The sequence below is a fragment of the Liquorilactobacillus hordei DSM 19519 genome, from assembly GCF_019443985.1.
Taxonomy (GTDB): domain Bacteria; phylum Bacillota; class Bacilli; order Lactobacillales; family Lactobacillaceae; genus Liquorilactobacillus; species Liquorilactobacillus hordei.
Genome location: NZ_CP049303.1, coordinates 1,876,450 through 1,888,669, shown reverse-complemented (window position 1 = coordinate 1,888,669; position 12,220 = coordinate 1,876,450). Strand labels below are relative to the sequence as shown.

The following is a 12,220-nucleotide window of genomic DNA, read 5'->3' as shown; positions in this document are numbered from 1 at the left end:
AAATGGAAAATATAATGAAAAAAGAAAATGAATTAAATAGTGCAATGGGAAAGTATAGCAAAGTTATTGTTGCTTTTTCAGGTGGAATTGACTCAACACTTGTTTTAGATACAGCTGTTAAGGTATTAGGAAAAGAAAATGTTATCGCTGCTATAGCAAATTCAGAATTGTTTACAGATACCGAATTTAATAGTGCTGTTAAATTGGCAAGTAAGTTTGGAGTAAAAGTTGCAGAGGTTAATCTGAACTACCTATTTAATGAAGAAATTCGTAATAATCGACCATCATCTTGGTATTGGATGAAGAAGATTTTTTATAAGAAGATGAATGAATTAAAAGCAGAGTTTAATGCAGATATTGTTTTAGATGGAATGATAATGGATGATAACAATGATTTTAGACCAGGCCTAAAGGCACGTGATGAGGAAGGAATTATTTCAATATTGCAATTAGCTCAAATATATAAAGTTGAGGTTAGAGAGCTTGCTGAGAGACGAGGCCTTGAAAATTGGAATAAAGTTGCTAGTTGTTCTGTTTCATCACGTTTTCCATATAATACAGAGTTAACTAGTGTATTGATTAATCGTGTAATGAAATCCGAAGCATACTTAAGGAAATTAGGATATAAAACAGTGAGAGTTCGTGTACAGGATAAGACAGCTAGAATTGAGGTGCCTGTTAGAGAAATGGTATCTTTAATAAATAATATGAAAGAAATAAATAGGCAGTTAAAATTATATGGTTTTGAATATATCACACTTGATTTAGAGGGATTTAAGTCAGGAAGAATGAATGATGAGTTATCTGCTGGAGAAAAAAGTAGATTAGTAAATTAGGAGGAAAGTTTTGCTAAGTCAGTCAGTTAAAAAAGTACTTCTTTATTATGGAGCCGTCATTCTGATGCACATTATTGGTGTGATATTATTGAGTTGTGGAGCAAGCCAATTCCCCGAATTTTGGGGACTAGGGCTACTTGCTTATTTACTTGGACTGAGACATGCTTTTGATGCGGATCATATCGCTGCGATTGATAATACTGTTAGAAAGTTGATTCAGCAGAGGTCAAAATCAGAGGGAGTTGGATACTTCTTCTCATTAGGACATTCTACAATCGTTCTTGTGATGGTGATTGCTGTCTGTTTTTCATTAAAATGGATTAAAGTCAAGTTACCTCTTTTTGAGGCAATTGGCGGGACAATTGGTTCCACAGTCTCTGGTACTTTTTTGATAAATATAGCCTTTATTAATTTAATTATTTTTATTAATTTATGGAAGATATTGAAATCAACTAATAAAGACGATTATGATGAACATTCATTGGATAAGTTACTTTTGTCAAGAGGAATTCTAAGTAGGATAATTGCTCCGATTTTTAGAATAGTCAGTAAACAGTCACAAATGTATTTGGTTGGATTGCTATTTGGCCTTGGTTTTGATACGGCTAGTGAGATTTCAGTTATTGCAATTTCAGCTACAGCAGCAAAATCAAATATATCTTATCTAGGAATAATTGCCTTACCTATTATTTTTGCCAGTGGAATGAGTTTGATGGATACAACGGATTCGATTATGATGGCAAGCGCATATAAATGGGCGTTAGATACACCTTTAAAAAAAATTAAGTATAATTTGGTTGTTACTTTTATTTCAATATTAGCAGCCTTTACAATAGGAATGTTTGAATTACTACAAGTAACGTCACAAGTTTTTGGTTTAAAAAATAGTGTTATTAAAATAATCCAAGGAGTAAATATGGATTATTTAGGTTATGGGTTATGGATAAGCTTAACTACTGTTTGGGTAGTTTCATATATAATTTGGATGAGAATTAAAAAAGATGTGAGAGTATAGAGGTAATTTAAATTAGTAGTGACGACTTATGACAAAGTGAGTGAATAATAAAAATCTCACAAAATGTGAATCTGCCAATTCATCATGTGAGATTAGTTTGTATTATTTGATTAGTTTAGTTTGAATTAGAAAAGTTTATAAAAAAATTATTTTGAATAGAGCAACAGCACAAATGCCCGCAAGAATTGGAGCAACAACTGGAACCCAGCTGTATTTCCAATTTGAAGGGCCTTTGTATTTAAGTGGAAGAAGCTGATGCAAGATTCTTGGCCCAAGATCACGAGCTGGATTCAATGCTGGCCCTGTAGGTCCACCAAATGAAGCAACGATAACCATAACTAAAAGACCTATTCCGATAAAACCAGACATTTGATTACCATGACTAAAGCTAGGAGAGTTGGTAATACCAAGTGCCCCAAAAACAAGAATAAATGTTCCAAAAAATTCATTTACAAAGCCATTAAGTCTACTCGAAGTAGCATCTGAGGTTGAAAATGTACCAAGCACAAGATTTGTATTCTCAGTCAAATCATAATGCGGTTTGAAACATAAATAAACAACAAATTGACCAATAATTGCTCCTAAAATTTGAACAGAAATATATGGTAAAACATTACTCCAAGGGAAAAGCCCAGAAACTGCAAGTCCAACTGTAAAAGCTGGATTGATGTGATTACCTGAAATAGTACCAAACATTAAAGCCGGAATCATAACTGCAAAACCGTATCCAACAGCGATTACAATCCATCCACTGTGACTCCCTTTGGTTTTTTCAAGATCTACTGTAGCTACCGAACCGTTACCAAGAATTACCATAATAGCAGTACCAAAAAATTCAGCACAAAGCCGAATTGCTAGAGAATATTCCATGATTACCTCCTTCAAACAATACTTTTTAATAGTAGCATAAAAAAAATATAAGTAAATATTATATTTTGCTTTATTTTAAAGGATTTTTATTGGTTTTTTGGTGAAAATATTTTAAAATAAGAGTATTGGCTAGAGGAGGTTATTTGTCGTGATTACTAAGCAGATGGAACAAATGCTAAGCTCTAAGCAAGACGGCTTTTTGATTCCAGCAGAAATAGTTGCAAATGTGCAAGAAGATAACCATTTGGATCATGCATTTCTTGTCTTGACTAAAGTTAAATATTCATCGATACCAGTTTTAGATAAAGAACAGCATTTTAAAGGAATATTGACGTTACCTATGTTGACAGAAACAATGCTTGGTTTAAACGGAATAGATCCAACTCGTTTGAGCAAGAAAAAAGTCTCTGAAGTAATGCAAAAGGATTTTCCAACTATCAAATTGCCATACGATATTGAAGAAATTCTGCATTTAATGGTAAATCATCCTTTTTTAATTGTTGTGAATGATGATGGTGTTTTTACTGGAATAGTCACTAGACGTGAGGTTTTAAAGGCAGTCAATTATATGACACATGATTTTGACAAGCATTATGCTATCACAGAAAAGGAATCAAGTACGATACAGAAATAGTTTTTTAATAATTAGGGGGAATTGTTGTGCCAAAACTTAACACTGAAGAAATTATTAAAACGATTGCAGAATCAAAGAAGCAAACTCCAGTAAAAGTGTATCTAAAAGGAACACTGGGTAAAATTGAAGTCCCAAGTACGCTTGAAACATATTTTGGAGATAAATCGGGAGTCCTTTTTGGTGATTGGAAAGATGTTTCGGAATTTTTAGATAACAACAAAGCTGATATTACTCAATATCATATAGAAAATGATGGAAGAAATACTGGAGTACCAATGATTGATAAGAAGGGTTTCAATGCACGAATTGAACCAGGAGCAATTATTCGTGATCAGGTTGAGATTGGTGATAATGCCGTTATTATGATGGGTGCTGTTATAAATATTGGTGCTGAAATCGGCGATGGTTCAATGATTGATATGGGTGCAGTTTTAGGTGGACGTGCCTGGGTTGGCAAGAATTGTCATATTGGTGCAGGAACAGTATTAGCTGGAGTTATTGAACCAGCTTCGGCACAACCAGTCGTGATTGAAGATGACGTCCTTATTGGAGCTAATGCGGTTGTCTTGGAAGGAGTACGTGTTGGTAAAGGTGCTGTAGTTGGAGCGGGTGCTGTGGTAACACATGACGTAGAACCCGGAACCGTTGTAATTGGGATGCCAGCAAAAAAAGTTAAGAATGTCTCAGAAATTAAAGATGGTAAGACAGATTTAGTAGAAGATTTGCGTAATATTTAGAATAATCTAGTATTAGATATTAGGGGCTGGGATTAACTCAGGCCCTTTTGTTGATTATAGAAATTATTTTTTTAGACGTTTATAATATGTTCTGACATATAATTTTTAAGTAAAGGAAATGAGAATAATGATTTTAAGCGAGCAAGAATTAATTGAAATAAGACGTGAATTACATCAAATTCCTGAAATTGGTATGGAAGAATTTGAAACACAAAAAAAATTAATTTCAATTATTAAAAAAATGAATAATGAATGGCTTGAGTTTAAAACCTGGAAAACAGCGACTATAGTTCATTTGCGAGGAATTGATGAAACTCATACGGTGGGTTATCGAACAGATATTGATGGCTTACCTGTTACTGAAGAAACGGGATTATCATTTTCTTCAAAGCATAAGGGAAAGATGCATGCCTGTGGACATGATATACATATGACGGTTGCTCTTGGGATATTGAGCTTTTTTACAGAGCAGCGACCTAATGTAAATATGACATTTATTTTTCAACCTGCAGAGGAGAATGCTAGTGGAGGAAAACAGTTATATGAAAGTGGCACATTAGACTCATGGATGCCAGATGAAATCTATGCTTTTCATGATAATCCCGGATTAAAAGCAGGAGTGATCGGTTGTCGGCAAGGCACATTGTTTGCTGGAACCTGTGAAATTCATGCAACTTTTACTGGAAAAAGTGGTCATGCAGCTTTCCCTCACAATGCAAATGATATGGTTGTAGCAGGGGCATATTTTGTAACTCAAATTCAGTCGATAGTGAGTCGAAATGTTGATCCAATTCAATCTGGGGTTGTAACACTAGGTCATTTTAATGCTGGAACAACTGGAAATGTAATTGCTGGAAAAGCTCAAATAGATGGAACAATTAGAGCTTTAACACAAGAAATGAATTTGTTGATCCAAAAAAGAGTTAGAAAAATTGCAGAATCAATCGCAGAATCATTCGAGTGTGAGGTTGATCTTGATTTACATCAAGGAGGCTATTATCCTGTTGAAAATAACTCTGAAACAACAAAAGAATTTATTAATTATATGATGAGTACTAAAGAAGTTGTTTTTGAAGAGACAAAACCTGCAATGACTGGTGAAGATTTTGGCTTCTTGCTTTCAAAAATTCCTGGCACAATGTTTTGGCTGGGGGTAGACAGCCCGTATTCGCTACATTCAGAGCATCTTGCGCCAAAGGAAGAGGCAATTATGAAGGGTGTAGATGCAATGACTGGGTATTTACAAGCTCGAATGACAAAACTTAGTAAAAAATAAAGAGCACAAATTTAAATAATTTACTAAAAATGGATTAATTCAAAAAGAGACATGGTCAAAAATTAATTTCTGACTATGTTTCTTTTTATTATAGTAATAAACGTGTTCCATAAATTAAACCTGAATTATTCATAGTTCATTAAAAGCCCGTCAGTTTTCGTATTTTTTCGAAAACTGACGGGTATGTCTTTATCTTTTGCTGAAATACTATGTTTATAAGTTCTAGCTAGTGAGATTTTTCAACTAACTCAGAATTGCTTTGAATTTTTGGATACACTTGTCCCTTGGTTGTACAGATTTTTTTAATTTTGCCGGTTATTCAATAGCCTGGATACGCTGTAGAACCTGGTAGAACAGTCGATGGTAAACATGATACGAGCTCAGTCGCAACTGAATGCGTCGGCCAGTATGCACGACACGTGCCGCAAATTTGAATAAACGGATCCGCAATGTGCTAACGCACAAACCTGAATCATGTTTTGTCAGTGCTAGCTGCTTTAAAAAGTTGACAATATTGTAAGCCAGTACACTAACCATCATCCGGGCAGCGTTGGCATTAAACGTTGAACTATCAGTCTTATCGAAAAAGAAACCTGCTTTAGCTTCTTTGATGTAATTTTCCATTTGGCCGCGTTTGTGATACAGTTCAAAGGCTGTTTCAGCCGTTAAATTAGTCAGATTAGTAACGATAAATTCATGTGAAAAGATCAGTTCACCGGCTGCTCGAGTTGATTTAACATAGATCTGCCGCGGCTTAGGCCACGATGCTGATTGATAGATTTCAGAGTAGTAGTGAGTCTCTTTCTCTTGCCACTGGGTTTGATCACTGATCTTGACGAACTTTTCAGCTAGATTCTGCAGTTTCCGATTGCGTTTGAGTCGAATAATGTAAAACACATCGTCGGCTTCACAGACATCGTAAACTTCTGGCGTGGCGAAGCCACTATCACCACGAACCAGAATGTCAGTCGTGGGCAGCTGAGTTTGATAATGCTTTAATAGTGGTGTTAAAAAAGCTTTTACATCTTTGCTGGTGTAGGCATTTCCAGGACGCAAGACAGCTTTCAATAAGTTACCATCTTGATCAGTTGCCAGTAATGGATGATATCCTTCAGTACCATAATGTGCGTTGTAGTTAGTGGCTTCCTGTTTGCCATAAGTGTCTGAGTGAGTCGAATCGATATCAATAATCGTGGCTGTCTGGTTGGTTAATAGTCGAACACGGTCGATCAAAGCCTCATTTAAAGTCTGTAATGTGCTAACACTATCTTTATCAAAGCGTTGCCAAAAACGTGATATTGTTGCTTGTGAAGCCAAAGACGGTTTATCCAATAATAATTTAAAAAGCGGTTCTTTTTCTAAAAAAGTTGCCGCAGAATCTGTGCTATAACCGGCAATAATCTGAAGAGTTAACTGTCTTAAGATACTAGAATTACTGTGTTGACAATATCGTCGCTGGTCATTGAACCTCAATAGTTTATCGGCCAAGTTGGTGAACTGAAACTTTGCCATCAGTTCTACACACAATGTTAGCCCGCCATCGGAAGATAATTGACCACCCGTATGCGATACTAAAATATTCTTGTTGAAATTGAATGCCATTTCCTGTAAAGTTTTCAATGTAGAGTCCTCTTCTCTCATGTGGTTTTGTTTAGCAATTTAACTATACCAGAGCTGAGGCTCTTTTTGTGCACTTAAAAGGTGAAAATGCAAAATGCCCATCAAACGCGTGAAGCATGTGTTTGATGGGTATCTTGTGTATTTTTGTGAATAAATCAGGTTAAAGTTTTCTGTTTAACTTCAGATTACGTATGATAAATTGCACGGTGATGTTCGTAATTATAAGCTAGTGTTCAAATTTATGTGACGCGGTACTACTTTTAACTTAGTGCGTCATTTACTTAGTTGCGCTAGCTAGGCTAATTGGTGAATTGTTTATTTTAAAGCCCTTTTGATTTAAGACTTCGAGATATTCAGTTAAAAAAGCCCTTTGCACTGCATATTGTGCACCATTTTTAGTATAGACTATTACACGAAAAGATAGAATCCCATTACCGTTATCAACGGTGCCAAGAATTGTTGGTCCTTGTGTAATTTCTTCATACTTTGGAGCAAGTTCTTGGTTGATATCCTTTATGATTGCTGTCATTTTCTGGATATCAGATGAGGAATCAAAATAAATATCAATGAGTGCCCGCATATCATTACGTGATAAGTTGCTGACGACTGTGATGTTTCTATTTGGAATAAAGTGTAACGTACCATCATAGTCGATAATTTGAGTTGTTCTGAGACCAACAGCGTGAATTGTACCGCTAATTGCATCAATTTTAACTTCATCACCTACATCAAATTGTTGTTCTAGAAGGATGAAAAAACCAGTCACAATATCTTTAACAAATCCTTGTGCACCAAGGCCTAGAGCCACACTGAATATTCCAGCTCCAGCAATTAATGTACCTACGGGAACGCCAATAACGGATAAAATGGCATAAAAGTAGAAGAAAAGAATAAAATAATGAAAGATATTTAAAGATAAAGTATAGATTGTACTTATTCGGTTTGTTGAAAGGTGGTCATTTATTTTAGCTCTTTTAAAACTATGGCTAATAATTTTTTTCCCAGTCCAATGCAAAATTAGGAAAAGAATAGACAAAAGGATAAGTGAAAGTGTTGTAGTAATAAAGGTGCTGAGAATTTTGTCCCAATCAATTTTTGTAAGAAAATGTGTGAGAATATTAGTTTGCTTAGAAACTTGGCTTGAAACGCTGCTGGTAACTAAGTTGGATTCTTTTAAATAAAATAATTGCATATGAACGTTCTCCTTTGATAATTCTATAATAACAAAAAATGGTAAAAATAGCGTTAAATTTTCTTTTAATTGCAGTTTTTTTGCTGCAATGCTATCCTATAAACAAGTAAAAAATGAGGAGGCACAACTATGGAATTAACATTGGGGCAGCTTGCAGGACTGATTGCGGCAGTTGCATTCTTATTGCTTGTCGTTTTTTTATGTGTTGTTCTGGCAAAAGTCGGGAAAATCATGAATGAAGTAAATGAAAGTGTAAAATCGATGCGTACAGATATTAATGGCCTTTCAAGAGAGGCAGAGTCTATTTTAGCGAAATCGAATACATTACTTACAGATGTTGAGGGCAAGTCAAAAACAATTGATCCACTTTTTCAAGCGGTTGCAGATTTGAGTGAGAGTGTCTCTGACCTAAATAATGCAAGTCGAGGACTAGTTACAAAAGTTTCGTCGTCAACAAAGAGTGTTGGAAAAACTTCAGTTGCATTTGGAGTAGTAAAAAAATTATATAATCTAAAGAAAAAGAATAAATAGTTGTCTGGAGGATAGAATAATGGGAAGAAAATTATCAGTTTTTACAACTTTAGCGGTTGGTACAGCGGCATATTTTATTACGAAAAAAGTATTATCTGATCATCAGGAACAAATAAAGGAAAAGGTTGCACAGATTGCTGATGAAGGACGTGAAAATGCAGTACGCTACTACAATCATGCACGTGATTATGTAAATGAAGAATCTGGTCTTCAAGATACACTGAACGAATTGAAACAAAAGGTTGCTGATACAGCTGAAACATTCAAAAGTGGTGATAGTGTAGGGCAGGCACTTTCTTCTCTAAAGGAAGCAACAACTGAATTGAGAAAACAATTTGATAAAGAAAAGGATACTGAAAGTGATGATACTGTTGAAGATGATATCATCATTGATGGTAGATCAGCATTTGGTGAAGCAAAAGCTGCTGCGGAATTTGAAAAGGATCATCCAACAGAAGTTTTTTATCCTAAAGATTAGTATTAAAAAAGAAGAACAAGAAGAAGGCTGGGTCAAAAGTTAACTGACTCAGCCTCTTTATTTATATCTAATATCGTGCCATGTTCATAATTCGAGTTAATACTTAAATTCATTTTTATCGTATTTTAAAAATTTTGGATACAATTATATAAATAAACTTATTTTCAGTTTGTGATCGCACGAAAATCAATTATTTGAAATAAACTGAAGTTCTTTTGAAGTATGAGTAAATGGCTCAGCACCTGTTTTTGTTACATGGATACAGTCTTCAATTCTGACACCAGCTACTCCAGGAATATAAATTCCAGGCTCAATTGAGAAACACATGCCAGGCTCAAGTTGTAGGTTATTTCCTTCCATGATTGAAGGAAATTCATGCTCACTTTGTCCCATGCCGTGTCCTAACCGATGAATGAAGTATTCTCCATAACCAGCCTTTGTAATAATATCACGAGCTATTTTATCAAGCTCAGCAGCAGTCATTCCTGGTTTTACAGCAGCTTGTGCAGTTAATTGTGCATCCAAGCACAAAGCATAGATATCACGTGCTTTATCACTTAAGGTATCTCCAAAAGCAACAGTTCGGCTAGCATCAGAGATATAACCATCGAAGACAACTCCAAGGTCAAATAAAACTAGTTCATTAGCTTTTATAAAGTCTTTTTTTGGTACACCATGAGGTTCTGCGGCATTTACTCCGCTTTGAATGATTGTATCAAAACTTGTGTGCATGATACCTTTTTTCTTCAATGCATATTCGATTTCTGCAACAATGTCTTGTTCTGTTTTTGCAGTACTTAGGGCTTTAAAACCTGTTTCAAAAGCAAAATCAGCCCATTTTCCAGCAATTTCTAACTTTTTAATTTCATCTGGGGTTTTTATTAGTTGTAACTTTTCAATAAAAGGTGTCAAATCTCCAGTAAAAGATGCATTAGGAAACTTTTGTCTGATTGTTTCAAAACGTCCTACGACAAGGTTTCCTTTTTCAATTGCCCAATTTTGAGGATTTTTAACTCGTTGTAAAATTTGTGATTTAATTATTTCATAAGGTTTTTCATGGTCTAAATATCCATATACAGGGTATTTCCAACCGGTATCCTTAACTGCTTCCACTTCTAATGCTGGTGCAAAAATGAATGGATCTTGATCTGGAAAAATAAGTAAAGCTAATACACGTTCGATAGGATCACTTTCAAACCCTGTCAAATACTGAATGTTTTTGAAGTTACTAATATAGCCTACTTGATAATTATTTTCTCCTAACCAGTTTTGAATAGATTCAATGTGTGACATTTTATCGCTCCTTTGAATTTTAATAAATTTATTATAGCATAGTGATAGAATAAAACATCAGTGTTTTCAAAAGTTGAAAATCTTATGAAAAGGTAGTAAATTAGACTATGAAACGCTTGCAAAAGAGTTTTTTTTTTGCTAAATTATAATGTGGTATGAAAATGAAGTGAAAAGGGAATTTTAAAAAGGAGACTATAAGTTATGGACAAACAAACAATTACAATTTATGATGTGGCACGGGAAGCGGCTGTATCTATGGCAACTGTTTCGCGGGTTGTTAATGGTAATCCGAATGTTAAACCTGCAACACGGAAAAAAGTTCTGGAAGTAATCGACCGCCTTGATTACCGACCAAATGCTGTAGCACGAGGATTAGCAAGTAAGAAGACAACAACTGTGGGTGTTATAATACCTGATGTTTCTAATGTGTACTTCTCTTCTTTGGCACGAGGAATAGATGATGTTGCAACAATGTACAAATACAACATTATTCTTGCCAATTCAGACAATAATAGCCAAAAAGAGATTCAAGTTCTAAATACATTACTAGCAAAGCAAGTTGATGGCATTATTTACATGGGAAATAAAATTAGTGACGAATTAAGAACGCAATTTGATAGAAGTAAGACACCGATTATTCTAGCTGGTTCTGTTGATTCAAAAAATGAAATCGGCAGTGTGCATATTGACTACGTTGCTGCGGTTGAGGAAGCTGTTTCGGATTTGATTACTCATAATAATAAAAAAATAGCATTTGTTTCTGGACCATTAGATGAAGCTATTAATTCAGAATACCGTTTGAAGGGCTATAAAAATGCTCTTGAGAAACATAATATAAGATTTGATGAGGAATTAGTTTTTGAAACTGACTATAGCTATCGCGCAGGTGAAATTTTGTGGCCAGCAATAGTTTCTGCCGGTGCAACCGCAGCTTTTGTTGGGGATGATGAACTGGCAGCAGGAGTTATGAATGGTGCACAAGATGCTGGAATTGATGTTCCAGGTGAATTTGAAGTAGTTACAAGTAATAATTCTAAGATAACAGAAATTGTTCGTCCAAAATTGTCGTCAATAACTCAGCCTTTATATGATATAGGAGCAGTTTCGATGCGTTTCTTGACAAAGTTGATGAACAAAGAAGAAGTTACAGAAAAAGTCGTTGAGTTACCATATGGTTTCATTAAGCGCTCATCGACTCGGTAAGATCCGGAGGCATAAGATTGAAGCGAAATTTTAAACTAAGTGCTAATACTTTTTTGTTATTGGCATTGCTTGTAATGTTAATTTTGTTTATTAGTTCTTCCATGACCTATAAACAGCAGACTTCCGTTCCTTTTTTGGAGAAATATCTGAGTGCAGAACCTTTAAAAAATACTCTAAGTGGTATCTCATTTAATTATGCTACTGAAAAAATTAGTATAGCTGAGGTTGGTTATTTTAAATTTGTAGAGTTTTTTATGAGAAAAGGTGCTCACTTTTTCTTTTACTGCTTGATGGGAACATTCTTTTATCTAGGTCTTAAAAAACGCTTAGGAAGCATTTGGTTGACAATTGGGATTGCATTTCTTTCTACGGTTGGTTATGCAGCACTTGATGAGATTCATGAGATGATTACAGGTGGACGAACACCATTGTTTCAAGATGTTATCTTAGATGGTGCTGGTGCGCTTGTTGGAATTCTTTTTGTAGGGATATATTTTGGGAGAAAAATTAAGTAATTCAAAAAATCTTGCTTTAA

At 34.8% G+C, this 12,220-nt stretch carries 13 protein-coding genes; 9 read left to right on the top strand and 4 right to left on the bottom strand.

Going from position 1 to position 12,220, the window contains the following annotated elements; translation table 11 throughout:
- Positions 1–2: 2 nt before the first annotated feature.
- Positions 3–836, top strand: coding sequence for an ATP-dependent sacrificial sulfur transferase LarE (gene larE / locus G6O70_RS10490; RefSeq protein ID WP_057870396.1), 834 nt, complete (start codon positions 3–5; stop codon positions 834–836).
- Positions 837–846: 10 nt separating this feature from the next.
- Positions 847–1,851 (top strand): HoxN/HupN/NixA family nickel/cobalt transporter, encoded by a 1,005-nt coding sequence (locus tag G6O70_RS10485; RefSeq protein ID WP_233419197.1) that lies wholly within the window; start codon positions 847–849, stop codon positions 1,849–1,851.
- A gap of 135 nt (positions 1,852–1,986) precedes the next feature.
- On the opposite strand, the gene G6O70_RS10480 is transcribed toward G6O70_RS10485, so the two are convergent.
- On the bottom strand, positions 1,987–2,721 hold the full coding sequence (locus tag G6O70_RS10480; protein WP_057870394.1) for an MIP/aquaporin family protein: 735 nt from the start codon (positions 2,719–2,721) through the stop codon (positions 1,987–1,989).
- 148 nt (positions 2,722–2,869) lie between these two features.
- Here G6O70_RS10480 and cbpB point away from each other — a divergent pair, with 148 nt between their 5' ends.
- The 3 genes from cbpB to G6O70_RS10465 all read left to right on the top strand — a co-directional run bounded on the left by cbpB (position 2,870) and on the right by G6O70_RS10465 (position 5,368).
- Complete coding sequence (cbpB, locus tag G6O70_RS10475) at positions 2,870–3,355, top strand: cyclic-di-AMP-binding protein CbpB (RefSeq protein WP_057870393.1); 486 nt, start codon at positions 2,870–2,872, stop codon at positions 3,353–3,355.
- 26 nt (positions 3,356–3,381) lie between these two features.
- Positions 3,382–4,092, top strand: a complete 711-nt coding sequence (gene dapD / locus G6O70_RS10470; protein WP_057870392.1) for a 2,3,4,5-tetrahydropyridine-2,6-dicarboxylate N-acetyltransferase — start codon at positions 3,382–3,384, stop codon at positions 4,090–4,092.
- A gap of 127 nt (positions 4,093–4,219) precedes the next feature.
- On the top strand, positions 4,220–5,368 hold the full coding sequence (locus tag G6O70_RS10465; RefSeq protein ID WP_057870391.1) for an N-acetyldiaminopimelate deacetylase: 1,149 nt from the start codon (positions 4,220–4,222) through the stop codon (positions 5,366–5,368).
- A 315-nt stretch (positions 5,369–5,683) separates the two neighbouring features.
- Here the strand turns inward: G6O70_RS10465 and G6O70_RS10460 are convergent, their stop codons facing one another.
- Both G6O70_RS10460 and G6O70_RS10455 read right to left on the bottom strand, forming a co-directional pair.
- Positions 5,684–6,988, bottom strand: coding sequence for an IS1380 family transposase (locus G6O70_RS10460; protein ID WP_057870478.1), 1,305 nt, complete (start codon positions 6,986–6,988; stop codon positions 5,684–5,686).
- A gap of 277 nt (positions 6,989–7,265) precedes the next feature.
- Positions 7,266–8,180 (bottom strand): mechanosensitive ion channel family protein, encoded by a 915-nt coding sequence (locus G6O70_RS10455; protein ID WP_057870082.1) that lies wholly within the window; start codon positions 8,178–8,180, stop codon positions 7,266–7,268.
- Between the two features lie 129 nt (positions 8,181–8,309).
- On the opposite strand from G6O70_RS10455, the gene G6O70_RS10450 reads away from it, so the two are divergent.
- Together G6O70_RS10450 and G6O70_RS10445 are read left to right on the top strand one after the other, a co-directional pair.
- Positions 8,310–8,711 carry a DUF948 domain-containing protein gene (locus G6O70_RS10450; protein WP_057870083.1) on the top strand — a complete coding sequence of 134 codons (402 nt, stop codon included), beginning with the start codon at positions 8,310–8,312 and terminating at the stop codon, positions 8,709–8,711.
- A gap of 19 nt (positions 8,712–8,730) precedes the next feature.
- On the top strand, positions 8,731–9,189 hold the full coding sequence (locus G6O70_RS10445) for a hypothetical protein (RefSeq protein ID WP_057870084.1): 459 nt from the start codon (positions 8,731–8,733) through the stop codon (positions 9,187–9,189).
- Between the two features lie 186 nt (positions 9,190–9,375).
- Here the strand turns inward: G6O70_RS10445 and G6O70_RS10440 are convergent, their stop codons facing one another.
- Positions 9,376–10,482 (bottom strand): M24 family metallopeptidase, encoded by a 1,107-nt coding sequence (locus tag G6O70_RS10440; protein WP_057870085.1) that lies wholly within the window; start codon positions 10,480–10,482, stop codon positions 9,376–9,378.
- A gap of 201 nt (positions 10,483–10,683) precedes the next feature.
- On the opposite strand from G6O70_RS10440, the gene ccpA reads away from it, so the two are divergent.
- On the top strand, positions 10,684–11,685 hold the full coding sequence (gene ccpA, locus G6O70_RS10435; RefSeq protein ID WP_057870086.1) for a catabolite control protein A: 1,002 nt from the start codon (positions 10,684–10,686) through the stop codon (positions 11,683–11,685).
- Between the two features lie 17 nt (positions 11,686–11,702).
- Positions 11,703–12,200, top strand: a complete 498-nt coding sequence (locus G6O70_RS10430; protein ID WP_057870087.1) for a VanZ family protein — start codon at positions 11,703–11,705, stop codon at positions 12,198–12,200.
- Positions 12,201–12,220 lie beyond the last annotated feature (20 nt).